Origin of the sequence: Pseudarthrobacter enclensis, from assembly GCF_030811655.1 — a bacterium.
Taxonomy (GTDB): Bacteria; Actinomycetota; Actinomycetes; order Actinomycetales; family Micrococcaceae; genus Arthrobacter; species Arthrobacter enclensis_A.
Window position 1 is genome coordinate 39,836 of the sequence record NZ_JAUSRE010000004.1, and the last position, 25,906, is coordinate 65,741.

General features: G+C 61.8%; 20 protein-coding genes and 2 tRNA genes. 14 read left to right on the forward strand and 8 right to left on the reverse strand.

The genetic code is table 11. The features are described 5' to 3' along the window. Positions 1-95 precede the first annotated feature (95 nt). The 3 genes from J2X98_RS04965 (at position 96) to trxA (ending at position 3,357) form a co-directional block, all read left to right on the forward strand. Positions 96-1,808, forward strand: a complete 1,713-nt coding sequence (locus J2X98_RS04965) for a discoidin domain-containing protein (protein ID WP_307304979.1) — start codon at positions 96-98, stop codon at positions 1,806-1,808. A gap of 225 nt (positions 1,809-2,033) precedes the next feature. Continuing rightward, positions 2,034-2,990, forward strand: coding sequence for a thioredoxin-disulfide reductase (gene trxB / locus J2X98_RS04970; RefSeq protein WP_307304982.1), 957 nt, complete (start codon positions 2,034-2,036; stop codon positions 2,988-2,990). A 40-nt stretch (positions 2,991-3,030) separates the two neighbouring features. Further along, the gene (trxA, locus tag J2X98_RS04975) at positions 3,031-3,357 is read left to right on the forward strand and encodes a thioredoxin (protein WP_141944823.1); all 327 of its coding nucleotides are present in this window, start codon (positions 3,031-3,033) and stop codon (positions 3,355-3,357) included. Between the two features lie 4,102 nt (positions 3,358-7,459). Here the strand turns inward: trxA and J2X98_RS04980 are convergent. The 8 genes from J2X98_RS04980 to rpmH form a co-directional block, all read right to left on the reverse strand. After that, positions 7,460-8,761 (reverse strand): ParB/RepB/Spo0J family partition protein, encoded by a 1,302-nt coding sequence (locus J2X98_RS04980; RefSeq protein WP_307304987.1) that lies wholly within the window; start codon positions 8,759-8,761, stop codon positions 7,460-7,462. A gap of 66 nt (positions 8,762-8,827) precedes the next feature. Further along, positions 8,828-9,910 (reverse strand): ParA family protein, encoded by a 1,083-nt coding sequence (locus J2X98_RS04985; protein WP_307304994.1) that lies wholly within the window; start codon positions 9,908-9,910, stop codon positions 8,828-8,830. 89 nt (positions 9,911-9,999) lie between these two features. After that, on the reverse strand, positions 10,000-10,650 hold the full coding sequence (gene rsmG / locus J2X98_RS04990) for a 16S rRNA (guanine(527)-N(7))-methyltransferase RsmG (protein WP_141944819.1): 651 nt from the start codon (positions 10,648-10,650) through the stop codon (positions 10,000-10,002). A gap of 16 nt (positions 10,651-10,666) precedes the next feature. Continuing rightward, a complete protein-coding gene (locus J2X98_RS04995; RefSeq protein WP_307305002.1) occupies positions 10,667-11,230 on the reverse strand; it encodes a Jag family protein in 564 nt (187 codons plus the stop codon). Beyond that, positions 11,230-12,195: a membrane protein insertase YidC gene (gene yidC, locus J2X98_RS05000; protein ID WP_141944815.1), complete on the reverse strand. Its 966-nt coding sequence runs from the start codon at positions 12,193-12,195 to the stop codon at positions 11,230-11,232. The genes J2X98_RS04995 and yidC overlap by 1 nt, the downstream gene beginning before the upstream one ends. A 15-nt stretch (positions 12,196-12,210) precedes the next feature. Then, entirely contained in the window at positions 12,211-12,603 is a 393-nt protein-coding gene (gene yidD, locus J2X98_RS05005) for a membrane protein insertion efficiency factor YidD (RefSeq protein ID WP_174237556.1), read from the reverse strand. Then, positions 12,596-13,006, reverse strand: coding sequence for a ribonuclease P protein component (gene rnpA / locus J2X98_RS05010; protein WP_141944813.1), 411 nt, complete (start codon positions 13,004-13,006; stop codon positions 12,596-12,598). The genes yidD and rnpA overlap by 8 nt, the downstream gene beginning before the upstream one ends. 40 nt (positions 13,007-13,046) lie before the next feature. Next, complete coding sequence (gene rpmH, locus J2X98_RS05015) at positions 13,047-13,184, reverse strand: 50S ribosomal protein L34 (protein WP_003800212.1); 138 nt, start codon at positions 13,182-13,184, stop codon at positions 13,047-13,049. 467 nt (positions 13,185-13,651) lie between these two features. Between rpmH and dnaA the strand changes: the two genes are divergently transcribed. The 11 genes from dnaA (at position 13,652) to J2X98_RS05070 (ending at position 25,865) form a co-directional block, all read left to right on the forward strand. Beyond that, positions 13,652-15,073, forward strand: coding sequence for a chromosomal replication initiator protein DnaA (gene dnaA, locus J2X98_RS05020; RefSeq protein WP_307305012.1), 1,422 nt, complete (start codon positions 13,652-13,654; stop codon positions 15,071-15,073). 537 nt (positions 15,074-15,610) lie between these two features. Continuing rightward, positions 15,611-16,735, forward strand: a complete 1,125-nt coding sequence (dnaN, locus tag J2X98_RS05025; protein ID WP_307305015.1) for a DNA polymerase III subunit beta — start codon at positions 15,611-15,613, stop codon at positions 16,733-16,735. A 117-nt stretch (positions 16,736-16,852) separates the two neighbouring features. Beyond that, entirely contained in the window at positions 16,853-17,737 is an 885-nt protein-coding gene (gnd, locus tag J2X98_RS05030; RefSeq protein ID WP_307305019.1) for a phosphogluconate dehydrogenase (NAD(+)-dependent, decarboxylating), read from the forward strand. A gap of 45 nt (positions 17,738-17,782) precedes the next feature. After that, the gene (gene recF / locus J2X98_RS05035; protein WP_307305022.1) at positions 17,783-18,988 is read left to right on the forward strand and encodes a DNA replication/repair protein RecF; all 1,206 of its coding nucleotides are present in this window, start codon (positions 17,783-17,785) and stop codon (positions 18,986-18,988) included. Further along, a complete protein-coding gene (locus tag J2X98_RS05040; RefSeq protein WP_141944805.1) occupies positions 18,978-19,532 on the forward strand; it encodes a DUF721 domain-containing protein in 555 nt (184 codons plus the stop codon). The genes recF and J2X98_RS05040 overlap by 11 nt, the downstream gene beginning before the upstream one ends. A gap of 374 nt (positions 19,533-19,906) precedes the next feature. After that, complete coding sequence (gene gyrB / locus J2X98_RS05045; protein ID WP_307305027.1) at positions 19,907-21,991, forward strand: DNA topoisomerase (ATP-hydrolyzing) subunit B; 2,085 nt, start codon at positions 19,907-19,909, stop codon at positions 21,989-21,991. A 56-nt stretch (positions 21,992-22,047) separates the two neighbouring features. Continuing rightward, positions 22,048-24,726 carry a DNA gyrase subunit A gene (gyrA, locus tag J2X98_RS05050; RefSeq protein ID WP_141944801.1) on the forward strand — a complete coding sequence of 893 codons (2,679 nt, stop codon included), beginning with the start codon at positions 22,048-22,050 and terminating at the stop codon, positions 24,724-24,726. After that, positions 24,719-25,360, forward strand: a complete 642-nt coding sequence (locus J2X98_RS05055; protein WP_307305032.1) for a DUF3566 domain-containing protein — start codon at positions 24,719-24,721, stop codon at positions 25,358-25,360. The genes gyrA and J2X98_RS05055 overlap by 8 nt, the downstream gene beginning before the upstream one ends. A 97-nt stretch (positions 25,361-25,457) precedes the next feature. After that, positions 25,458-25,531: transfer RNA gene (locus tag J2X98_RS05060), tRNA-Ile, on the forward strand. Positions 25,532-25,601: 70 nt separating this feature from the next. Further along, positions 25,602-25,718 (forward strand): DLW-39 family protein, encoded by a 117-nt coding sequence (locus J2X98_RS05065; protein ID WP_018769884.1) that lies wholly within the window; start codon positions 25,602-25,604, stop codon positions 25,716-25,718. A gap of 71 nt (positions 25,719-25,789) precedes the next feature. Then, positions 25,790-25,865: transfer RNA gene (locus J2X98_RS05070), tRNA-Ala, on the forward strand. Positions 25,866-25,906: the final 41 nt, after the last annotated feature.

Consider the following 25,906-nt stretch of genomic DNA (forward strand, 5'->3'; position numbering starts at 1 on the left):
ACAGGGGTAGTTGCATTCAGGGTGGGCCGTCCGCGGCGCCTGAACGGCGGTTGCATCATCGAGGCCGGCAATCCCGGACAGTCTAGGAGGAACACGTGTCCAACCCGATCGATGTCGGATCAGTACTGGGCGGCCGCTACAAGGTCACCGCCACAGTGTTGACCTCGCATGACCACGATCTGGTGCTGGACGGTGTGGACCAGGTCCTCAACCGCCCGGTCAGCATCCTGGTTGCCGGACCGGAGAACACTGAACAGGTTGCCCAGAGCGCCCGCGAGGTTGCCACCGGCGAACGCCGCGGGACTGTGCAGGTCCTGGACCTCGGCGTTACTGAGGATGCCACCTACCTCATCACCAACCACACATCCGCAGCGGATCTGCTGGACCTGGTGGTCGCACCCAATCCGCCTTACGTGGAGCCCTTCTTCACGGACACCCTGGGCAGTGAAATTTTTGGGCAGCCGCGGTCGCACGAGCCTGAGCCCTACGACGAGGAAGACCACGTCGAGGCTGGTTACATCAACTACGCCGATTCACACCCCAGCCAGGTTGATCCTTACCCTTCCGCTCCGCCCCTGCCGCCCGGGGCCGCCCATCGTCCCGCTGCCCGGCAGCCGGCTCCGCAGGTTTCCACGCAGGGCCGTACCGGTTCCGCGGCTGCGGCGGCTGCCGGTGCTGCCGCCGTTGGCGGTGCTGCGGCCTCAGTTGGTTCGGCTACCGGCCTTTCTGCTGGTGCCAAGGCAGGATCCGGTGCGTCCCGGGTTGATCCCGACGCAACCGCCGCCCAGCCCATAGCGGAGGGCGCTGCATCGCCCTCCCCGCGGGGAGGCTCCGCAGACGTGGACACGGGGCCCAACGACACGGCTGCTGCTGCCACCCAGGCCCAGCCGGCCGTTCAGTCGGACCCGTCCACCCAGGCCCAGCCGTCCGCGCAACCGTCCGCGCACGAACAGAAGCCGAAGGTTTCCCTGTGGTCCGAGGACGACTACGCGCAGACCGTGGACCAGGACCACTACGGGGACAATGAGGACGCCCCGCAGGAGGTACGCCCGGTCCAGGGTAAATCCGCTCTCTTCGCCCGTGCGGCAGCACCCGCCGCAGCAGGGGTCTCCTTCGCAGACCGCGATGATTACGACGACGACCACGACGAGCCCGAAGGGCAGCCCCGGTCCATGCGGTGGCTGGTAGGCGGACTTCTGGCTGTAGTTCTGATCGCTGGCCTGATCTTCGCCGTCACCAACCTGGGCAGCCTCTTCAAATCAGAACCCCAGGCCAACCCTCCGGCTGCTCCGGCCACCACCAACGGTGCGCAGGCTTCTGCACCGGCAACGCAGGCAGCTCCGTCAAAACCGCCCGTAGTTCCGCCCGTCATCGAGAGCGTGACCCGGCAAGGTAACTTCGATTTCGCAGCCACCTTTGATGGCGACCTGGTCAAGGCGTACGACGGCAATGCGGCCAGCTACTGGTCCGACATGGAGTTTGCCACGGAGAACTGGGGTGGCTTGGCCCCGCAGGGCGTCCCGCTCGTGGTGAAGCTGAAGAGCCCGTCCACTATTTCGTCCATCACACTTTCACAGCTGGGGGGATCCGGCGGCAACATCACGGTTTACACCAATGACAAGCCTTCCACCGACGGTGCCAAGGTTGTGGGCTCCAACAGCTTCACCTCCACGGACCTCAATATGCCCCTGGCAGAACCCGTGCAGGCACAGTATGTAATTATCTCGATCAACTCCCTCCCCAAGCTGGCGGCTCCGAAAACCCGTTACGGCTACGGAATCCGCTTGGCTGAGATCAAGGTCCAGTAGCCCCTCCTTTCCCCAGCACATGTGACTGCAGCAGATCACTGTTGCCGTGAGTTCATACGCAGCAGGTATGTACTCTGGAAAGTGCGTCCCGCGGCGGCCGGTCCTCGGCCTTGCCCAGTGGTGCACCGTGCCCGGGCGTTGGAATATTCAGCATACGGACATAGTTGTCACATGTGCCCGGCCTCCACGGTGGGGCGAGTCGGATAAGGAAGAGGTTCACGGTCAGTGACCATCGAAGAAAAGACGGCGTCAGACGTTCGAGACGTCATCATTGTGGGCTCAGGCCCGGCGGGCTACACAGCAGCTGTCTACACCGCCAGGGCAAACCTCAAGCCTCTACTGTTGGCTGGGTCTGTGACCGCCGGCGGCGAGCTGATGAATACCACGGACGTGGAGAACTATCCGGGGTTCCCGGAGGGAATCATGGGTCCGGACCTCATGGAAAACTTCGAGAAGCAGGCCGCACGCTTTGGCACTGAAATCCAGTTCGAAGATGTAACCGGCGTCGATTTGGAGGGCCCGGTCAAGACTGTCACGATCGCCACGGGGGAGAGCTTCAGGACCAAGGCAGTCATCCTGTCCACGGGCTCGGCGTACAGGGAGCTGGGCCTGCCCAATGAGAAGCGGCTTTCGGGACACGGCGTCAGCTGGTGCGCAACCTGTGACGGTTTCTTTTTCAAAGACCAGGACATTGCAGTCATCGGCGGCGGTGACTCCGCCATGGAAGAGGCCCTCTTCCTCACCAAGTTTGCCAAGTCTGTCACGGTAGTCCACCGTCGCGCTTCGCTCAAGGCCTCCAAGATCATGGCGGACAGGGCACTGGCGCATGACAAGATCAAGTTCATCTGGAACAGTACCGTGGACGATGTATTGGGGACCGACAAGGTAACCGGTCTCCGTTTGAAGAACCTCCTGGACGGCTCCTTGTCCGACCTTGCAGTGACGGGTGTTTTCGTCGCCATCGGCAACGATCCACGTACCGACCTCGTCAAAGACGTGCTCGAACTGACTGAAGCGGGGACCATCGCGGTGGAGGGCCGAAGTTCCAGGACCAGCCTCCCCGGTGTTTTCGCTGCCGGCGATGTGGTCGATCCAACCTACCGCCAGGCAATCACGGCCTCAGGCTCTGGTTGTGTGGCCGCCATTGATGTTGAGCACTACTTGGCAGACCTGCAGTCCTGACCAGACTGTGCCGCTATTATCCGAAGAGAAAGATAAGGTTATGAGCAACGCTAAAGATGTAACTGACGCCAGTTTCAACACGGATGTACTTTCTTCCGAGAAGCCCGTTATTGTTGACTTCTGGGCAGAGTGGTGCGGTCCCTGCCGTAAACTTGGCCCTATCTTGGACGAAATTTCCGTCGAGTACAGCGAAAAAGTGGACGTCGTCAAGGTCAATGTAGACGATAACCCTGCCATCGCTGCCGAGTATGGGATTACCTCCATCCCTGCCGTTTATCTTTTCCAGGGTGGAGAAGTGAAGAACACGGTGATTGGCGCCAAGCCGAAGCAGTTCTTCGAGAAGGAATTCTCTGACGTCCTGTCCTGATCAACGTCCCCCCGCAGGGGAGCAGCGGTCTGCAGCAGTAAAGAGGCGGTCATTTCCCCCAGGGATGTGGCCGCCTCTTTGCTATGTCTGTACGTGCCCTTCCTTGGACAACTCGCGCCGGCCCGATATGGGGAGGGGTGCCGTGCGCGTCACGCGATGTTCAGATCTGTTTCACGTGAAACAGAGGTTGGGCGCGTCTGGCCAAACTGCTGTCCAGCTGAGATCTGGAGACGACGATCATCCGGCGCAACCCCTGTGGATCAATAAAGGACCGATCCACGACATCTCCCGCGCAGCCCCAGTCAAACGTTGGTCGCACAAACCTCCAACGCGTAGAACCGCGAAGTGAGAGACCATGGATTCGCCCCGCTTCGCACGAAGTATCGAGGACTCTGGTAATCCCAACGTTCACTCGGGTGATCCTGTTTCACGTGAAACAGCTACAATTTGAGCCGAGTTCTGCAGCCTGCGCTAAGCAGCAGAACACCCAACTGCCAAGGCGGCATTTTGCATGGATTGGGCCCCTTCTTGAAGTGAACAGTGTGAAACATCACCTAAAGAGCTTAAGTAGACGCTAGACAATGCAGCTGTACCCCGCTGTGGTCATCCGCGAAACTCCCGGTACCGCACGGTTTACCGTCTTCTACATACTCGATGAAAGTCCTTTCTCTGGGATTATCCCGGCGAGGAAGCTGCCCTTGAAATACCCGCCCACATCAGGGGGCCGCGGAACACCAGACCTCTGCAGATAAGTGGGCTGTCTCCTGCGATCTTCAACAACTGCATTGGTGAAAATGGCATAGTGTCCGCGGGTGCAGCAGTGCCGCCGCCTGTGCCCATGGCTCCAGGATAAGCCAGTAGGTAGCACCGGCCGTCAGGTTTGTTGCATCGAATGTAAGGAAGCCGGCGACAAATGAGGGCGGCCACGTTGCCCTCATCAAAACCTACGCACTCTCAGCCCCGAATGTAGGCAATGCCGGATAGCACCGTAAACCAAACAGGTACACAAGCAGATGCTCACCAGGACTTGGTCCTGACATAGCTCGAAGATCTACTATCGGGCGGCCGTCACTAGGGGAAGGGCGGCTGCTGAATTTAGTGACCGCCTGCTGCTACGTACCCACGGCGAACCCCATCCGTTTGCATGTGGGCCGGTCTATCCCGGGCGATGACCAACTGGCAAATTATCGAGTGCGCACTGTCCCCGAGAGAAGATCATGTTTCACGTGAAACATTCGCGGTGTGTCTGGACCCCGGACAAAGGGGCATCGGGGGAGCCGGCCCTATCCAACATCTCCTGGGGTTCTGGGAGCGAGTGCCCGTCATATCCAACTTGGACCAAAATCGGGACCGCGGGACCATAGTTGCTGTGGCAGCCACTAAAGCATTGTCCGACCTTGCATCAAGCTGCGCTGCGACGTCATTAACGATCGCCATACCTTTCGCGGTACAGCGTGGAAGGGGTGCGCCACCGCGCTGCGACGGCAAGGGGCAAGACATGGGAATGGTGGGCATTGGCGCTGCCACCCAGCGATCGAACCGACGCACTTGGCTCCCACTTTGTTGGCCGCCAAGCCGGCCACCCGGTCGCGCCCAAGCGAACGCAGCACACCCGAAGAGGACACAGCTCCGGGGAAGGCGGGGCAGGGAGCGCAATCGCCGGAGGAACTCGCAGCCACAGTGGGACCCGAGGTTTCTTTGAAATCCAGGCGATAACGCCAACCGACCTCAATTTGGCCATCCAATCCGGGCGACTTCTATCCACACTTTTATCCACAGATGCTTACCGAGATATCCACACCGTTATCCACAAGCCTTCGCGCCGCCAAACCCCCTAACATGCAGAGCGGCCTGCGTCGCGAAAGCATACTGACCAGTTCAAGTTACACCTCGCTACGCTCCTCCTGCGCGCGCCTATGTCGTCCGCGTGCTCGTTTGAGCACCAAATTAGCGGGCGTTCATCCATTTACAGGTGACAACCGCGCCAGAGCCAGCCGTATCTGACAGCGCCGGCCGACTAGGGGCGAATGTTTCACGTGAAACCCAGCAGCCGAAGCTGCAAGCACAGGGCGACTGCGAAAGGCAAACGCCGAACAGCGTCGGCCCCTGATGCCCGGCGGGCGGAAAATCCACAGACGCTCCACCTGAATATCCACAGGGTTATCCACAGGGTTATCCACCTCATGTTCAGCCCTCCAATGGGGGGCGCCGGGCTTGCATGTCGCTGAGGCTCCTGCAGGCACGCCCACGGATCAACACGGGCGCTGCAGCGTAATCCACCATCGCGTGGTCGGTCGTCCCTTCCGTATGCGAGCTCGCGTCGGCCTTATTGCACGTGGGAGTAGTGCCGCGAAAGGCAGGCGATCGTTCCTCGACGAATCGATGACGTCCGTCGCCAGAGTGGCTGTTCCGGGCCCAGGGCCATAAAGTTCATTTGTGATCAGGAGCGCCCGGGGGAGCAGCCTCTGCGCCCGGATCACCCACTCCCGCCGCCGTACGTGCTCGACTCTACATCGAGAATTCTGGCCTCCATTGCGAAGACTGCCGTACTACGGCCGCTTGGGAATTCCCATCGCACAATCCCAAACAGGGGGAGTCACGGGCATCTCACTTCAGGTGCACACGTGGCTACCACATGCGGCGCTGCCGTTTGCCTCTGCGAGTATTGTCTTTCCCCACCTCAGACATTCGTCCCCGCCAACTACCAAAGAGCTTGGCTACGTCGCGGCGGAATTTAGGGGTCGAACGTGCCCGGAAGTCACGGTCCAACGGGAATTACCAGAACCAAGACTAAGGGGAGTCTCACAGTCGCCTCAACTTTCATCGCACCTGGCCCGGGGCGATCGGCCGGATAGCCTGTTTCACGCGAAACCGCGGAGCATCGTCGCTGTCTGCGGCATGACCCGCTGAGAAGCCGGCGGAGGAGTCTGCCCGTGAAAGGAGCTCCCCTGGTACCCCCATCGCGAGCTAACGTTTCACGTGAAACACTCCACTTTCAGGGCTGCGAATCCGGCATGCCCCTCAGGAGGATAAACCCCACCGCAAATATCCCGCCCACGGGATAGGCAGGGGATAACTGTTATCAGGATGACGAAACCCTACACCGCGAGGACCCACCATGCTTTATGTGGACGGCTGCGCGGTAGCCGCACACGGTGTGTGGCGGATTTCCGGAGTAGACTCGACCACCGCGCGGCAAGACATCGGCACCGGTACCATTCAAACACTGTTGACACGCACTAATCGACCCACAACTTGGCGCTAGCCGCAACGTCCCGTCCGGAATCACATGCCCCCAAACGGGGAAGCTCCACGATCGATCTCTTCTGATGTGGTTGAAGGGCAATAGGCATAAGGAAGCCCTTGGCGACTACTCACCTCACCACCGGTTGGAGGCGGCGGCCCATAATATGGCCAAACCATCGTCCTAGTATTCGATCCGGGAGGTACAGCAGATCGCCAGGTATCGCAGGCAGGCCCTCAATTAGTTCCGCTTTGGCTGCTGAAGGGATCTATCCCCGTCGAAAGCCAGAATTTGCCTAGGAGGGCCATAAAACGCAGCAGCAGCAGCCGAAGGAGTGAGAATCGCGTAGGAAGTGTGACTCGATGGGCTGCGCCGCCCTACCCAGGGCAAAACCTCTTTGTTGTACCGCGGCTCACGAAGCGTTTCACGTGAAACGTACCTGGACGGGACGGGGACAGTCAGTTGCACATTTCACCCGCACCGGAATGCGGCCGAGCCCGACTGAGCCTCCACGTGCGAAAAACCGCAGTGCGACACTCGCTACTAGTGATATTCAAGCAGAAAAACACTCGCTTTCCCACGAAAGCTGTCTCAGGAGTGAGGGGAGCGGCAAGTCCCCGCCAATCGTGTCGGCGCTCTAAAGTGCAGACAAAAACATGCGCACCATCTCGCGACGTCGATTCGACAGCATTCGCAGGAAGACGCCCATAAAGCATGCATCAGCAAAGCCGACGTGACTGCCACAGACAACCCAGCCACAAGTCTGTGGCCACTCGAACCCATGAACGGGAAACTCTGAGAATGGCAGCAGAAACACCTGAGGCCCCGCTCGTCGTGAACGGGGCCTCAGGAGAGGTACTAGTTTGTAGAACCAGGCGCTAGAACGTCCATGATGCGGTTAAGGTCCTCTACGCTGGCAAATTCAATGCTGACCTTGCCCTTACGGACTCCGAGCGAGATCTTCACGTTGGTATCAAGCCGGTCTGACAGCGAGGACGCGAGGTAGTCCAGGCGTTCGTGCCGCGCACCCGGACGTGGGATGTTGTTCTTGGCCGGCTTGGCGGGATCCTGGTAAAGCGTCACGGCTTCCTCGGTGGCACGCACGGACATGCCTTCCGCCACAATCCGTTGGGCCAGTCGCTCCATTGCGGCGGCATCAGGGAGCGAAAGAAGTGAACGGGCGTGGCCCGCGGACAACACTCCCGCTGCAACCCGCCGCTGCACAAGCGGGGGAAGTTTCAAGAGACGCAGTGTGTTGGACACCTGCGGCCGTGAACGGCCGATACGGTCCGCCAGTTGTTCGTGGGTTGTACCGAAGTCCTCGAGGAGCTGCTGGTACGCTGCAGCCTCTTCCAGGGGATTCAGCTGGCTGCGGTGGAGGTTCTCCAGCAGCGCGTCGCGGAGGAGGTCGTCATCGGTGGTGTCACGGATAATCGCCGGGATGGTGTCGAGCCCTGCAGCCTGGACAGCGCGCCACCGGCGTTCACCCATGACAAGTTCATAGGATTCACTACCGGATTCGGTTGAAGTGCGGACAACAATTGGCTGCAGCACCCCAATTTCGCGGACCGAGTGCACCAACTCAGCCATGTCATCCTCATCGAAGACATTCCGGGGCTGTTTCCGGTTCGGGTGGATGTCGGCCACGGGGATCTCAGCGAACCGTGCACCGGGAACTTCAACAAGCTCAACGCCCGAGTCACCGGACCTCCCTTCCTCAACGATCGGCTCGGAAGGGCTCGGAACATCCGAAGGCTGCGCAACAGCGGAAACCTCTGTGGCCGGGTCCGCTTCAACAGGTGATTTGGGGCCGACCGGGCTGGCCGGCGAGGACTCTCGCGCAGCTGTCTTCTTCACCGGAGCAGTGGAAGCGGGCTTCTTCTCGTCACTGCCCTTTCCTGGGACTGACTTTGAGTCGGCAGACTTGGCTGAAGACGAACGGGCAGCGGGAACGTCCGCTTCCCTGTCCGGCGCCTTTACTGCTGCATCCTCAGTGTCTGCCGGCACCTGCTCTGACGGGTCCGTCTTTCGACGGCCTTCCGGGAAGAACAAATCCACAGGCCGCGATACCGCCCCACTGTTCCCGGAACCATTGGACGCGGCGGAACTTGGAATCAGTGCGCCAAGACCGCGGCCTAGGCCCCGTCGCTTTTCGCTCATGGGTAAATCCCTCCAGTGGTAGAGCCGGGTACAGCCCGGCTCCGATGCGTTGCGGTATTGAAGATTCTAGCGTTCCGCTATTTCAGCGGCGGCTTCCAAATAGGACAGGGCCCCACTCGACGAGGGGTCGTAAGTCATGACCGTCTGTTGGTAGCTCGGAGCTTCGGAAATCCGCACAGACCGCGGGACGACGGCCGACAGCACCTGATCGGGGAAATGCTGGCGTACTTCCGCCGCGACCTGGGCAGCTAGATTGGTGCGCCCGTCATACATGGTGAGCAGGATGGTCGAAACGACAAGGTCAGCGTTGAGGTGCTTCTGGATCATCTCGATGTTCTTGAGGAGCTGGCTAAGACCCTCAAGAGCGTAGTACTCGCACTGAATGGGGATCAGCACTTCACTTGCCGCGCAGAAAGCGTTGACCGTCAACAGGCCCAGGCTGGGGGGACAGTCGATGAAGACGTAGTCCAGACGCTCCTCACCGTTCTTCTCCCGCGTCTTCGCATAGACGTCAATGGCGCGGCGCAGGCGCTGCTCGCGGGCCACCAGGGACACGAGCTCAATCTCCGCACCCGCAAGGTGGATCGTAGCGGGCGCGCAAATCAGCTTGCCGATATCGGGGCATGGAGCCACCACATCAGCAAGGGGGACGTCGTTGATCAAAACATCATAGATGCTGTCAACGTCCGCATGGTGTTCGATACCCAAAGCGGTGGAGGCGTTGCCCTGGGGATCAATGTCAATAACCATGACGTTCAAGCCCGCGGCTGCCAGGGCGGCCGCGATGTTTACGGTGGTGGTGGTTTTCCCAACCCCGCCCTTTTGGTTTGACACCGTGAAGATGCGGGTTTCCTCAGGGCGAGGGAGCTGGCGTCCCATCAGCCGCTCACGGCGCTTGGTCTCGTGCGCAAGCTCCCTGGCAATCGGGCTGGAATCGTCGATCGCGTCGATGACATTGGATCGACCAGCAGAGGTTGTTTCACGTGAAACTGCGTTACTTGGGGAGGAGGAAGAAACCGCTTTAGGGTGATTCCCACCCCTGCCAGGGGCCATACCGGTCCCTGCGAGGCCGGACCCAGCGACAGAACGTGCCGACCCCAAGGACACAAACGGCGGGATCCGTTGTGCGGAGGCTTCACTACTGGTCACTGGGGCACACTCACTCTCGTTCAGCCAATTTTGCTGCCGTTATCTAGCCTAACTGCTCCAGCCTGCTGACAGCCGTCAGCAGGCCCGCATCAGGACTTCTTTTGCGGCTTGTCCACCACGATGCGGACCACTGTGGTGGGTTCCTCCAGGAGGTTGTCGCCTACAGTGAGCACGGACGTCTCCACGCCACCCAGTTTGCGGATGGTTTTGGCTGCCTTTTCGATTTCCTCACCGGCGCTGCGACCCTTGATGGCCACGACTTCGCCGCGGCCACCGAGCAGCGGAATGGTGAGGCCGGCAAGGTTGGTCAGGGCCGAGACGGCCCTGGCCGTCACCACGTCAGCGTCCACGTGGCCCACAGCAAGCTCTGCGCGCGTACGCATCACCGTGACGTTGTCCAGGCCAAGATCGTCCACTACTTCCTGAAGCCAGATCACCCTGCGCTCCAGCGGCTCGATAAGGGTGAGTTCAAGATCGGGCCGTGCGATGGCCAGGCAAAGGCCCGGCAGTCCAGCGCCGCTTCCGACATCGGCAACGTGGCTTCCCTGCGGGATCTCACTTTCGATGACTGCACAGTTGAGCACGTGGCGGCTCCACAATCTGGGCACCTCGCGCGGGCCAATCAGGCCCCGTTCAGTCCCCGACGTGGCCAAATGCTCGACGTAGCGCTTTGCCAGGTCCAGGCGGTCGCCGAAGATTTTCTCGGCGGCGCGCAGCTCTGCTGCCGTGATGTCAACCATTATGGGCAAGCATTCCCTAGTCTGCGGAAACAACAATATGGCGTCCGGCGCCTTCGCCCTCGGACTCACTCACCAGTCCGAGATCGGCAATGGCGTCATGCACAATCTTGCGTTCGTAGGCACTCATCGGTTCCAGCGCGACGGACTTGCCGGTTTCCTTGACGGAGGCTGCGGCGTCCTCGGCGATCTTTTGCAGATGCCCGGTACGCTCCTGCCGGTAGCCGTTGATGTCCAGGACCAGGCGGGATCGGTTCTCTGTAGCAGACAGGACTGCAAGCCGCGTCAGTTCCTGGAGGGCTTCAAGGACCTCACCGTCCTCTCCAACCAAACCTTCCAGTCCTTCCGCTTCCTCGTCGGCGACGATGGAAATATACGTGCGGCCGTTGCGGACCTCGATGTCGATGTCACCATCGATATCGGCAATGTCCAGCAGTTCTTCCAGGTAGTCGGCAGCAACGTCCCCCTCTTCCTCGAGGCGGCTGACGGCGGAAACTTTGGCGGCGGAAGCGTCCTGGTTCACGGAAGCATCCTGATCTTCGATCTCTTCAGAAAGGGCGTGCTCGGTGCTCTCGGCAGACATTACTTCTTCTTCCTGTTCTTGCGCTGGGGCTGGACGCGCTGTCCCTTGATCTCAACTGCGGCAGCCGCGGCGGCGTCGGATGCCTCATCCCGCTTGCCGCTCAGGACGGACAGCGCCGGCAGGCCCTTGGCGGCACGGCGTTCGGCGAGGGCCCTGGCTGCCGGGGAACCAGGCGTCGGCATGCGGCGGATGACGAAGAACTGCTGGCCCATGGTCCAGAGGTTGGTGGTGGTCCAGTAGATCAGGACGCCGATAGGGAAGTTGATGCCGCCGACACCGAACACTAGGGGCAGGATGTAGAGCATCATCTTCTGCTGCCGCATGAAGGGGCTGGCCATGGCTTCTTCAGACATGTTCTTCGCCATGATCTGCTTCTGGGTGATGAACTGGGAGGCCGTCATGGCCAGGATCATCACGATCGAGAGCACCACGACGGCAACGTTGCCGGCGCCGCCGTGCAGCAGGGCTGCGGACAGCGGGGCCCCGAAGATGCTTGACGCGTCGAACTCGACAACCTGCTCGTGGCTCATGGCCCCGATGCCGGCACCCTGGTCCTTGGCCTGCGAGATGCCCGAGAGCACCTGGAACAGTGCGAAGAAGAAGGGCATCTGGATCAGCATGGGCAGGCAGGCGGAGAACGGGTTGGTCCCGTGCTTCTTGTACATTGCCATCTGTTCCTGGGCCATGGCCTGGCGGGACAGCTGGTCGGTCTTGCCCTTGTACTTTTCCTGAAGCTTCTTCAGGTCCGGCTGCAGCAGTTGCATGCCGCGCTGGGCCTTGATCTGCTTGACGAATACCGGAATCAGCGCGGCACGGATAACCAACACCAGCCCGATGATGGCCAGCGTCCAGGTCCAGCCGTTCGCAGCGGGCATGCCAATGCTGCTAAGCCCGTCGTGGAACGCCACCATGATGAACGAAACCAGCCACTTGAACGGGGCGATTATTGTCCCAAAGATGTCCATACTTATCCCTATTCGTCAGGCCGCACTGCGGCCTTCTTCATCAGTCCGAACAACCAGGTACCTGTCCGGATTGTTCAGCACAACAATTGTGGGGGTCCGGCCCTCGGGCCATTCCCGGTGCCCGGCGGGGACGTGGTCCACTCCGCCGGGATTCCATGGGTGGCAGTGGCCAAGGCGCCGGACTGCCAGCCAGCTTCCCTTGACGGCACCATGGACGGTGACCGCTTCAAGGGCGTACGCCGAGCATGAAGGGAAAAACCGGCAAACCGGGCCATACAAGGGAGAAACCACCTTGCGGTAGGCCATCAGCAGAAGAATGAGGATATTCCGGGGCAGGTTCCAGAGGAATCTTCCGACGGCGGCCAGCACCTTTCGGAAACGGGCGACGACGGCGGTGGCGTTAGGCACGCGTTGTCCCCTCCTGTGTTGTACCGGCCGAACCTGTGGCGGCAGCCCGTGAAGGGCGGCCGGCCAGCCGGGTCAGCGTAGAGCCCAGTGCAGCGTTGTAGTCCGACAGCAGCTGGTCCCAGCTGGCATTGGCGGACGCAGGAAGTGCCCGCACCACGACAGCGAGTCCCGTGCCGTGCTCGCTCAGCGAGGCGGCAGCTGCTTCCCTCAGTCTCCTCTTAACGAGGTTCCTGACAACAGCGTTCCCTACACTCTTGGAAACAATGAATCCGATCCGGCTCGGTTCGTCGGCAGCAATGGCTGCCGCATATAACACTACGTTCCGGCGCCCATTGCGGACACCGGAACGTACAGTTGTTGAAAAATCGGTTGAGGTCCTCAAGCGGTTGCGGGCGGCCAGCACCTTAAACTCGCAATGGGATGTCTACCGACAAGCCAGTTATTTAGGCCGACAGTTCGGTGCGGCCCTTGCCACGACGGGCTGCCAGGATGGCGCGGCCGGCACGGGTACGCATACGAAGGCGGAAGCCGTGCTTCTTGGCTCGACGGCGGTTATTCGGCTGAAAAGTCCGCTTGCTCACGTTAGTTACTCCAGTGGATCAAAGGTGCGCCCACCCGATCAGTATGGGGAAGAACTGGCCGACGCTAAGTTTTGTATGTGCACGCTTACCCCGGCTCCCCAGGCGCACTGCACTTGGAAAGTTCAAATGGGGCCGAAAAGCGGACACAAAGGACTTCACAACGTTAGGGCAATCCGATAGGCGGAGTCAAACCGGAGAAGCCGCGGCCGGATGTCCCCAGCTGTGCCTAAGTATCCCCAACAGCCTGTGGATGAAGTGGCTCACAAGGCTGTCTTACGAACCACACCCGTGTAATTATCCACAGCCGGATAGCCAGCTATCTTCTAGGCTTTTCATCACCTAGAGTGTCCCAGTAGCCGATTATCCACGGGCTGTGCATAACCCTGTGGATGAAGTTGGGCCAGGACCTGGTTCCGGACTTGGGCTGCAAACAACGCAGGCACGGCAAGTTTTGAGGGAACCGATTGATGACAGTAGACGAAGCCAACCACGCCAATACTGTCGGAAGTTCCTGGCGTCGGGTTGTCAGCCTGCTGGAACAGGACCACCGCGTTTCCCCACGTCAGCGGGGCTTTGTCATTCTTGCCCAAGCGCAGGGGCTCATTGGCTCAACCCTCCTGGTGGCTGTCCCCAACGAGCTGACGCGTGAAGTGCTGCAGACCCAGGTCAAGGATGCGCTCGATGATGCCCTGCACAACGTGTTCTCCGAGGACATCCGCTGTGCCATCGATGTCGACACGGATCTGGTTCCCGTCCACGAGGAGCCGGAGCCCGTCGTTGAACCGGCGTACGCGCCTGACCAGTTGATCGAGCAGAAGCCGCAGCCCATGCTGCCCAGCACTTCGCACGAATTCGGCCGGCTGAACCCCAAGTACGTCTTCGATACTTTCGTGATCGGTTCCTCCAACCGGTTTGCCCACGCCGCTGCAGTCGCCGTTGCTGAAGCTCCGGCCAAGGCATACAACCCGCTGTTCATTTACGGAGACTCCGGGCTGGGCAAGACCCACCTCCTGCACGCCATTGGGCATTACGCCCGGCGCCTCTATAGCGGCATCCGGGTGCGGTACGTCAACTCAGAGGAATTCACCAACGACTTCATCAACTCCATCCGGGACGATGAGGGCGCCAGCTTCAAGACCACGTACCGCAATGTCGATGTCCTGCTGATCGATGACATCCAGTTCCTGGCCGGCAAGGACCGGACGCTGGAGGAGTTCTTCCACACGTTCAATTCCCTGCACAACAACAACAAGCAGGTGGTCATCACCTCGGACCAGCCGCCCAAGCTGTTGGCAGGGTTCGAGGACCGCATGAAGTCCCGCTTCGAGTGGGGCCTGCTGACCGACATCCAGCCGCCGGAGCTTGAAACCCGGATCGCCATCCTCCGGAAGAAGGCACTGAGCGAGGGCCTCTCGGCACCGGATGACGCCCTGGAATACATCGCGTCCAAAATCTCCAGCAACATCCGTGAACTCGAGGGCGCACTGATCCGGGTCACCGCTTTCGCCAGCCTGAACCGCCAGCCCGTGGACGTGGCCTTGGCCGAGATGGTGTTGAAGGACCTGATCACCGACGACGGTGCGCAGGAGATCACGTCGGCCCAGATCCTCCAGCAGACGGCTGACTACTTCAAGCTCAGCATGGAAGAGCTTTGCAGCAAGTCCCGTACCCGCACCCTGGTCACGGCGCGTCAGATCGCAATGTACCTCTGCCGGGAGCTCACTGACATGTCGCTTCCCAAGATCGGCCAGGAGCTCGGTGGCCGTGACCACACCACCGTGATCCACGCCGACCGGAAGATCCGGGAACTCATGGCGGAGCGCCGTGTGATTTACAACCAGGTTACGGAACTGACCAACCGGATCAAACAGCAGCAGCGGGACTCCTGATCCACAGCGGGCCCGGCACTCTATACCTTATTAACAGGGGTATGTGGATAAGCCTGTGGATACTTAAGGGGACAAGCGCGGTTAATGGGCTTAAAACCCTTAAGCCGTCTGTGGATCGTTAAAAATGCCGTTTTGCGTTGTCCCCATCCACACCCTGTTTAAAACCCAGGTAACGCACACACCGTGAACAGGGCTTAACCGCGGATCCGTGGGGCAGGATCGGGTTATCCACAGTTTCCACAGCAGTTATTAACACTACGAATCCCAAAAAATTGAAATCCCTCAAACAACAAGATCGATCCGCACGTTCGTCGAGGGGGCCTGCCGGCCCCAGGAAGGGACGGGCCTGTTCCTGGGGGATGGGTTAATCCCCGTTCTTCCGGCTAAGCTGTCAGCAGCGCTCCCATCCCTGGGTTTTCGTGTGGTTTCCGTCTTCATGGACCATGCACCAGCCGGGGTGCGCCCAACTTCTTCCGGAGTTTCCCCGCGAAATTCCCGGGTTTACATGGCAGCAGCAATGAAAGGCGGCACCCTTCCGTGAAGTTCAGAGTTGATCGGGACGTCCTGGCAGAAGCCGTTACCTGGACAGCCCGGTCCTTGTCTCCGCGGCCGCCGGTACCCGTTCTCTCCGGCCTTCTCCTGAAGGCCGAAGCTGGAACCGTGAGCCTCTCCAGCTTTGACTACGAGACCTCGGCGCGACTTGAGATCACCGCCGACATCAGGGACGAGGGCACCATCCTGGTCTCGGGCCGCTTGCTTGCCGACATCTGCCGCAGCCTGCCTTCCGCGCCGGTTGACGTTGAAACCGATGGCAACAAGGTCACCCTCACCTGCCGCCGAAGCAGCTTCCACCTGGCCACCATGCCGGAAGCTGAATATCCTCCCTTGCCGGCGTTGCCGGCCATCAGTGGAACTGTCCCAGGAGACGCTTTCGCCCAGGCTGTCTCCCAGGTCATCATCGCCGCCAGCAAGGACGACACGTTGCCCATCCTTACCGGCGTGCGCATGGAGATCGAAGACGACCTGATCACGCTCCTGGCTACGGACCGCTACCGGCTTGCCATGCGCGAAGTGCCGTGGAAGCCGGTCGCCCCGGGCATCTCCACCAGTGCCCTGGTCAAGGCCAAAACCCTCAACGAGGTAGCAAAAACCCTGGGCAACAGCGGGGACATCAACCTGGCTTTGTCGGACGACGACAGCAGGCTCATTGGTTTCGAAAGCGGGGGGCGCACCACCACCTCCCTGCTGGTGGATGGCGATTACCCCAAGATCCGCTCGCTGTTCCCCGAATCAACCCCCATCCACGCCACAGTCCAGACACAGGAACTGGTCGAGGCCGTGCGGCGTGTTTCACTGGTGGCCGAGCGCAACACACCCGTCCGCCTTGCCTTCACTGCTGGCCTGCTCAACCTGGACGCGGGTACCGGTGAGGATGCGCAGGCGTCAGAGGAGCTGGAGGCGCAGCTTTCAGGCGACGACATCACGGTCGCATTCAACCCGCATTACCTCATCGAGGGGCTGAGCGTCATCGAGACCAAATTTGTCCGGTTTTCCTTCACCACGGCACCCAAGCCCGCCATGATCACCGCGCAGGCAGACGCCGACGGCGAGGACCAGGACGACTACCGCTACCTGGTCATGCCGGTCCGCCTTCCCAACTAGTCCCCGCCGCCTCCCTTGCCTCGCAAGCTCGGCCAGGGAACCCGGGCGGCGTGGGCCCACCCATCGGCTCCCACCGCCAACCCCGTTCCTCCCTCTAGCGCAGAAAAGAGTTCCACCATGCACATTGGACTGATCGGCCTCGGCAAAATGGGATTCAACATGCGTGAGCGGCTGCGCAAGGGAGGCCTGGAGGTTACCGGGTACGACCGCAATCCTGATGTCACCGACGTCACCACGGTGGATGACCTTATCGCCGCCGTCCCCGTCCCGAGGATCATCTGGGTGATGGTTCCCTCCGGACCCATCACGGACGCCGTGATCACTGACCTGAGCGAAAAGCTGCAGCCAGGAGACCTTGTCATCGACGGCGGCAACTCCCGCTTCACGGAAGACCAGAAACATGGCGAACTGCTCGCCGCCAAGGGCATCCGCTTCGCTGACTGCGGCGTGTCCGGTGGAGTCTGGGGGCTGCAGAACGGTTACGGACTGATGGCCGGCGGCGATGCCGCAGATATCGAGCGGGCACTGCCCGTCTTTGATGCGCTGCGGCCGGAAGGCGAAAGGGCGGATAGCTTTGTCCACGTTGGCGGCATTGGCGCCGGCCATTACGCCAAGATGGTGCACAACGGAATCGAATACGGCCTGATGCAGGCGTACGCCGAGGGTTACGAACTACTCGCCGCCAAGGACATTGTCACCGACCTGCCGGGTACGTTCCGGGCTTGGCAGAAGGGGACAGTGGTCCGTTCCTGGCTCCTTGACCTCATGGTCAAGGCGCTCGACGAGGATCCCGGCCTGGCTTCGATCGATGATTACGTGGAGGACTCCGGCGAGGGCCGGTGGACCGTGGAAGAGGCCATTGCCAACGCCGTGCCCGCACCGGCCATCACGGCTGCACTGTTCGCCCGCTTTGCATCGAGGGAAGACACGTCGCCTGCCATGAAAATGGTTTCCGCGCTGCGCCACCAGTTCGGTGGCCACGCAACCCGCCCTTCCAAGTAGCACCCACAGGGAACCGGCAGCGTTCCCGGAATTGCCGAAAACCGCGTGTATCTGGAACACCTTTCACTGACCGACTTCCGCAGTTACGCCCAGGTCGACCTCACCCTGGGCCCCGGAGTCACCGTTTTGGTTGGTTCCAACGGCATCGGCAAAACCAACCTGATGGAAGCCATTGGTTACCTGGCCACTTTGAGCTCACACAGGGTCAGTTCCGATGCTCCGCTGCTGAGGTTCGGAACTGAGCGGGCTTTGGTCCGCGCCCGGCTGGTCCGCGGCAGCCAAACCACGGTACTTGAACTGGAGATCAACGCCGGCCGTGCAAACCGTGGACGTATCAACCGCAGCAACCCCGTCCGTGCCCGTGACCTGCTCGGCATCTGCCAGACGGTGCTGTTCGCTCCGGAGGACCTGGCCCTGGTCAAGGGAGACCCGTCCAACCGGCGCCGTTTCCTGGATGAGCTGTTGGCCAGCCTTATCCCGCGCCATGCAGCCACCCGCAGCGACTACGACCGCGTCCTGAAACAGCGCAACGCCCTGCTCAAATCGGCACGCGCCGGCCGGTTTACGGCCGCCCATGAATCCACGCTCGACGTGTGGGACCAGCACATGGCCAGGGCCGGGGCGGAACTGCTGCATGCACGGCTGGAACTGGTGGACCGGCTTCGCCCCCACCTGACCCGCGCCTACGCTGAGCTTACGGATGCGTCCAAACCCGCTGACGCCACGTACCGTTCAACGCTGCAGAACCAGATGGACGACGACGGCGTCCCGGCCGGCAGCGTGCAGCCCGCCCCAGGCGGCGGTTCTTCGGGAGAGCAGGATGACCTGCGCCGTCTTTCGGTGGACCAACTCACAGAGCGGTACGTGCAGGCATTCGCCGAGTCCCGCAGGAAGGAACTGGAACGGGGCATCTCCCTGGTTGGCCCCCACCGCGACGAACTGGAACTGATGCTCGGGCAGGCACCTGCCAAGGGGTACGCCTCGCACGGCGAAACCTGGTCCATGTGCCTGTCGCTCCGGTTGGCCTCCTACTACGTCATGCTGGACGACGCCCGGACCGGAGGCTCGGCCCCCATCCTCATCCTGGACGATGTGTTCGCCGAACTTGACGTGCAGCGGCGGCGTAAACTGGCGGCAATAGTCTCCGGCGCGGAACAGGTCCTGGTGACCGCCGCCGTCGACGCCGATATCCCGGAAGAACTTTCCGGGCGGCGGGTGAAGGTCATTCCGGGAGGTATTGATGAGCAGTGACCAGGGCGGCGGCCCCCGGCCCGGCCGCGAGCCAGACAACATCGATGCCCCGCAGGCCGCACTGAACCGGATGCGCGAAGCCGCGGCTGCCCGCGGCGAAGTCCGGCGGAAAGTGGCGCGGCCCGGCTCAGCAAAGTCCAAAGGCAGCATCCGGGACACCCGTGGCTTCAGCCAGTTCCATGCCACGGGCCGCGATCCGCTGGGCCTTGGAAAAGTTGTGGGCCGGCTCGTGGCCGAGCGGGGCTGGACCTCGCCCGTGGCCGTCGGCTCAGTGATGGCGGAGTGGGCCACCTTGGTGGGGCCGGAAATCTCGGCCCATTGCACGCCCGAGAGCTTCACCGACACCACCCTGCACGTGAGGTGCGATTCCACGGCATGGGCCACCCAGCTGAGGCTTTTGAGCAGCAGCCTGCTTGAGAAATTCCGCCGTGAGCTTGGGGACGGCGTGGTGACCAGCATCCAGGTTCTGGGCCCTTCGGCACCCAGCTGGCGCAAGGGAGGCCGCAGCGTCAATGGCCGCGGCCCCCGGGACACTTACGGATAGACGAAAACCCGGGTCTTGAAACTGGGCCCACGGGCGTGTAGGGCGCTGCGGGGGCCGATGCGTGTATAGGCACCCGGAGGCCGCACCGCTGGGCCGCCCTAGGCCGGGCGCAGCGCCTCACACAGCCATATTCGCTGGCAGCGAAGGCCCTGGAATGCAAGGATCTGTGGCTGTTCGCGGTAGAATAGCAGCAGATAACTGGGCGCGGATGAAACGTTGACTTCAGTCCGTTCTCCGCGCGCTTCCCGTGTGCGGAGAACGGATCACCATCAGCACGTCACCGGCGCCATAAGTTTGTGCCTTTTGGCGGGTGGCTTTTCCCTGGGAAGAGAAACCGGCCGGCCGTCATCGAGAACAGAGGAGTCGCAGCGCCTGTGGCTAACGACAATACAGATATTCTGGCAGCAGATACAGCAGTCGAGGATGGCCGCGCCCCTGATACCCCCCCTGCGGCGGCCACACCGCGGGAATACGGCGCCAGCGACATCACCGTCCTCGAAGGCCTTGAGGCTGTGCGCAAGCGCCCCGGCATGTACATCGGCTCCACCGGCCCCCGCGGTCTCCACCATCTTGTTTACGAGGTGGTGGACAACTCGGTGGATGAGGCACTTGCAGGCTACTGCAGCCACATTGAAGTAGTCCTGCAGGCCGACGGCGGAGTCAAGGTTGTCGATGACGGCCGCGGCATTCCCGTGGACATGCACCCTACCGAACACAAACCCACCGTCGAAGTGGTCATGACCATCCTGCACGCCGGGGGCAAGTTCGGCGGCGGCGGATACGCGGTTTCCGGCGGCCTGCACGGCGTAGGTATTTCCGTTGTCAACGCCCTGTCCAGCCGCGTGGATACCGAGGTGCGGCGCCAGGGACACGTATGGCGCATGTCGTTCGCCGACGGCGGCAAGCCCCAGGGCAGCCTGGTCAAGGGTGAAGAGACGGACACCACCGGTACCACGCAGACCTTCTACCCCGATCCTGCGATCTTCGAAACCACCGAATTCGACTTCGAGACACTGCGCGCCCGCTTCCAGCAGATGGCCTTCCTGAACAAGGGCCTCCGCATCACGTTGACGGATGAGCGCGCGGCGGCCGAGGATACCGACGGGGACCTGGACCTCGACGACCTCAGCACCGAGGGTGAGGTCAGCGCCGAACACCGCACGGTGGTGTACCAGTACGACGAAGGCCTGCTGGACTACGTCAAGCACCTGAACTCGGGCAAGAAGGTGGAGGTGGTCCACGAGGACGTCATCGCCTTCGAAACCGAGGACACCGAACGCAAGATTGCCCTGGAAATGGCCATGCAGTGGACCAGCGCCTACTCCGAGAGCGTCCACACCTACGCCAACACCATCAACACCCACGAAGGCGGCACCCACGAAGAAGGTTTCCGTGCTGCGCTGACATCCCTCATCAACCGGTACGCCAGGGAGAAGGGGATCATCAAGGACAAGGATGACAACCTCACGGGTGATGACATCCGCGAGGGCCTTACCGCCGTCATCTCCGTCAAACTGGCCGAACCGCAGTTCGAGGGCCAGACCAAGACCAAGCTGGGCAACTCGGAAGTGAAGGGCTTTGTCCAGCGGGTGGTCACCGACGGCCTTGGCGACTGGCTGGAACGCAATCCGGGGCCTGCCCGCGATGTCATCCGCAAGGCGATCTCGGCCGCGCAGGCCAGGATGGCGGCGAGGAAGGCCCGGGACAATGCCCGGCGAAAGAGCCCGCTGGAGTCCTTCGGCATGCCCGGGAAGCTTTCCGACTGTTCCTCCAAGGATCCGGAAAAATGCGAGGTCTACATCGTCGAGGGCGACTCGGCCGGCGGTTCCGCCAAGCGCGGCCGGAATCCCGAAACCCAGGCCATCCTGCCCCTCCGTGGCAAGATCCTGAACGTGGAGCGTGCCCGGCTGGACAAGGCCCTGGGGAACGCCGAGGTCCAGTCCATGATCACTGCCTTCGGCACGGGCATCGGCGAGGACTTCGACCTTGCCAAGCTGAGGTACCACAAGATCGTGCTCATGGCCGACGCCGACGTGGATGGCCAGCACATCACCACCCTGCTGATGACCCTGCTGTTCCGCTACATGCGGCCGCTGATCGAGAACGGCTACGTGTACCTCGCCCAGCCTCCGCTGTACCGGATCAAGTGGTCCAACGCGCCGCACGACTACGTCTACAGCGACCGTGAACGTGACGCCAAGCTAGTGGCAGGCCAGGCGGCCGGCCGCCGTATTCCCAAGGACAACGGTATCCAGCGCTACAAGGGCCTTGGCGAGATGGACTACACCGAACTGTGGGACACCACTATGGACCCGGACCACCGCACCCTGTTGCAGGTGACCATGGACGACGCTCTTGCCGCCGACCAGATCTTCTCCGTCCTCATGGGCGAAGACGTGGAATCACGCCGCAACTTCATCCAGCAGAACGCCAAGGACGTCAGGTTCCTGGATATCTAAGGATCCGCTCCCAAAGTATTCGGAACCAGACATATACCTGAAACGGAAAATAAAGAATGAGCGACGAAACACCCGAGATTCCCGCCCCTGAGGCCGGAGAACCGGACACCGTTCTTGAAGGCGATGTGCTGATCGACCGCGTTGAGCAGGTTGACCTGCAGACGGAAATGCAGCGTTCCTACCTGGACTACGCCATGGCCGTCATCGTGGGCCGCGCCCTCCCCGACGTCCGGGACGGGCTCAAGCCCGTGCACCGGCGCGTCCTGTACGCGATGTTCGACGGCGGCTACCGTCCCGACCGTTCCTTCAACAAGTGCGCCCGCGTGGTGGGCGAGGTCATGGGTCAGTACCACCCCCACGGTGACACTGCCATCTACGACGCCCTGGTGCGCCTGATCCAGGACTGGACCATGCGCTACCCGCTGGCGCTGGGACAGGGCAACTTCGGTTCCCCAGGCAACGACGGTGCCGCCGCACCACGGTACACCGAAACCAAGATGGCTCCGCTGGCCATGGAGATGGTCCGCGACATCGACGAGGAAACGGTCGACTTCCAGGACAACTACGACGGCAAGAACCAGGAACCCACCATCCTGCCGGCCAGGTTCCCCAACTTGCTCGTCAACGGTTCCTCCGGCATCGCCGTGGGCATGGCCACGAACATCCCGCCGCACAACCTCAGGGAAGTCGCCGACGGCGTGCAGTGGTACCTGGCCAACCCCGGTGCCACCCGCGAGGAACTCCTCGAGGAACTGCTGGTTCGGGTCAAGGGCCCGGACTTCCCAACCGGTGCCACCATCCTGGGACACAAGGGCATCGAGGATGCCTACCGCACCGGCCGCGGTTCGGTGACCATGCGCGCCGTGGTTGCGGTGGAGGAACTGCAGGGCCGCACCTGCCTGGTGGTCACGGAACTTCCGTACCAGGCCAACCCCGACAACCTGGCCATCAAGATCGCTGAACTGGTCAAGGACGGCAAGATCCAGGGCATCGCCGACCTCCGCGACGAAACGTCGGGCCGCACCGGCCAGCGCCTGGTGATCGTGCTGAAGCGTGACGCCGTGCCCAAGGTGGTGCTGAACAACCTCTACAAGCACACCGAACTGCAGAGCAACTTCTCCGCCAACATGCTGGCCATCGTAGACGGCGTGCCGCGCACCCTGAGCCTTGACGCCTTCATCCGCCACTGGGTGACGCACCAGATGGACGTCATTGCGCGCCGCACCCGGTACCGGCTGCGCAAGGCCGAAGAAGAAGCCCACATCCTGCGGGCGCTCCTGAAGGCGCTGGACATGCTGGATGAGGTCATCGCCCTGATCCGTGCATCCAGCACCACCGAAGCCGCGCGGGACGGGCTCATGGAGTTGCTGGACATCGACGAGCTCCAGGCCCGGGCCATCCTGGACATGCAGCTGCGCCGACTGGCCGCCCTGGAACGCCAGCGAATCCAGGAAAAGCATGCCGAACTCGAAGCGCTGATCACCGAATACAAGGAGATCCTGGGCTCCGAGCAGCGCCAGCGCGAAATCATCAGCACCGAGCTGGGCGAAATCGTGGACAAGCACGGCGACGACCGGCGCACCAGGATCCTGATGGGCTACGACGGCGACATGTCCATGGAGGACCTGATCCCCGAAGAGGAGATGGTGGTCACCATCACCCGCGGCGGATACGTCAAGCGCACCCGCAGTGACAACTACCGGTCACAGCAGCGCGGCGGCAAGGGCATCAAGGGCGCCCAGCTGCGCGGCGACGACGTCGTGGAGCATTTCTTCGTCACCACCACCCACCACTGGCTCTTGTTTTTCACCAACCTGGGCCGCGTATACCGCGCCAAGGCATACGAATTGATGGAAGCCGGAAGGGACGCCAAGGGCCAGCACGTGGCCAACCTGCTGGCCTTCCAACCCGATGAACACATCGCCCAGGTGCTGGACCTGAAGGATTACCAGCAGGCGCCGTACCTGGTGCTGGCCACCAAGAGGGGGCTGGTGAAGAAGACCAGGCTTGAGGACTACGACACCAACCGTTCCGCCGGCGTGATCGCCATTAACCTGCGTGACGGCGATGAACTGGTCTCCGCCCAGCTCGTTTCGGAAACCGACGACCTCTTCCTGGTCTCCCGCAAGGGCCAGTCAATCCGGTTCACGGCTACGGACGACGCGCTGCGCCCCATGGGACGGGCAACATCCGGCGTCACCGGCATGAAGTTCCGCGAAGACGACGAACTGCTGGCCGCAGACGTCGTCACGGACGGTTCGTTCGTGTTCATCGTCACCGAGGGCGGATATGCCAAGCGCACGGCGGTGGAGGAATACCGGCTCCAGGGCCGTGGCGGCCTGGGCATCAAGGTGGGCAAGTACCAGGAGGAACGCGGCCATTTGGTGGGCGCGCTCATCGTCCAGGAAGAAGATGAAGTCCTGGTGGTCATGGAGGGCGGCAAGGTTGTCCGGTCCTCCGTTGCCGGTGTTCCTGCAAAGGGACGTGACACCATGGGCGTCATCTTTGCCAAGCCGGACAAGAATGACCGCATCATCGAGGTGGCACGCAACAGCGAACGCGGCCTCGAGGACGAGGAATCCGCCGGGGATGACGTAACGTTGGCTGAAGATGGCGGGACCGCTGGGGAATCCGCCGCGCCAGCAATGGCAGAAGAAACACCGGCCGTTGAGTCAGAGGACGCCTCGGGCGACGCTGAGCCGAACGAAGACAACACGGAGGTAACGAGTGAGTAATTCCGACTCATTTCCCAAGCCGAACAGCACTGTTCCCGAGGGGAACCGGCCTTCAGCGGCGCCCCGCGTGAACGCACCTGTCCGTCCGCAGCAGCGCCCCTCAACCCCCGCCGCGGCGCCGGGCCAGCGGCCTGCTGTCCCTTCCCAGCGGCCACAGCAGGGCGATCGTCCCGTGCAGCCGGGCCAGCGGCCCTTCCAGGGCCAGCGGCCTGCGCCCGGATCTTCCAGCCAGGGCACCCCCGGCCTGGTCAAGCCGGCACCCAAGGCAAAGGTTCGCCGGGCGCGGTTGCTGATCAGCAAGGTGGACCCCTGGTCCGTCCTGAAGATGGCATTCCTGCTTTCCGTGGCACTGGGCATCGTCACCGTGGTGGCAGCCATCGTCCTGTGGACCGTGCTTGACCTGACCGGCATCTTTGACCAGGTGGACAGCCTGCTCGGCACGCTCGCCGGTTCTGAAAGCGGAGGTTTCGAGCTGAAGAAGGTTGCCTCGCTGGGACAGGTGGCGTCATTCGCCACCATCATCGCCGTGGTCAACGTGGTCCTGCTGACCGCGCTGTCCATGCTTTCCGCCGTGCTCTACAACATCTCTGCCACCCTCGTGGGCGGCATCGGCGTGACCCTCACTGACGATTAGGAAGCCATTTCCGCCGGCTCCACGCCGGCGGAAAGGCCCGATTTGAGATCGGGCCGGGGTGTGCTGTAAAGTCATGTCTCGGCCCGATGAGGGATCGGGGCGTATAGCTCAGGCGGTTAGAGCGCTTCGCTGATAACGAAGAGGTCCCAGGTTCAAGTCCTGGTACGCCCACGGAACCTGTGCAGGTTTCAAACGGAGGTTGGGTTCGGATTCGTCCGTACGCGGCCGGAACGGGGAGCACGTGAAAAAGTTGCTTGTATTGGCAGCGGCAATCGCGGGTATCTTGGTCTATCGCAAAGCACAGGAATCCGAAGCCCGGAAGACGGTCTGGAGCAAGTCAACCGATACGGTGGACTAGGCTGGACACCCGCGCCGGGGGCGGTCAGAAGCCCTCAGGTTCTAGGGTATGATGGACGGGTTGCTTCTTATGGGGGCATGGCGCAATTGGTAGCGCACCTGCTTTGCAAGCAGGGGGTTCGGGGTTCGAGTCCCCGTGCCTCCACCATAAGAAAGTCCCGGTCAGCGGAAACGCAGACCGGGACTTTT

Excerpts from the sequence above, each read along its gene's own strand:
- yidC (WP_141944815.1), bottom strand. The coding sequence starts at position 12,195 with ATGGACATCTTTGGGACAATAATCGCCCCGTTCAAGTGGCTGGTTTCG.
- gnd (WP_307305019.1), top strand. The coding sequence starts at position 16,853 with ATGCACATTGGACTGATCGGCCTCGGCAAAATGGGATTCAACATGCGT.
- rsmG (WP_141944819.1), bottom strand. The coding sequence starts at position 10,650 with ATGGTTGACATCACGGCAGCAGAGCTGCGCGCCGCCGAGAAAATCTTC.
- gyrA (WP_141944801.1), top strand. The coding sequence starts at position 22,048 with ATGAGCGACGAAACACCCGAGATTCCCGCCCCTGAGGCCGGAGAACCG.
- J2X98_RS05040 (WP_141944805.1), top strand. The coding sequence starts at position 18,978 with ATGAGCAGTGACCAGGGCGGCGGCCCCCGGCCCGGCCGCGAGCCAGAC.
- J2X98_RS04995 (WP_307305002.1), bottom strand. The coding sequence starts at position 11,230 with ATGTCTGCCGAGAGCACCGAGCACGCCCTTTCTGAAGAGATCGAAGAT.
- trxA (WP_141944823.1), top strand. The coding sequence starts at position 3,031 with ATGAGCAACGCTAAAGATGTAACTGACGCCAGTTTCAACACGGATGTA.
- dnaA (WP_307305012.1), top strand. The coding sequence starts at position 13,652 with ATGACAGTAGACGAAGCCAACCACGCCAATACTGTCGGAAGTTCCTGG.
- J2X98_RS04980 (WP_307304987.1), bottom strand. The coding sequence starts at position 8,761 with ATGAGCGAAAAGCGACGGGGCCTAGGCCGCGGTCTTGGCGCACTGATT.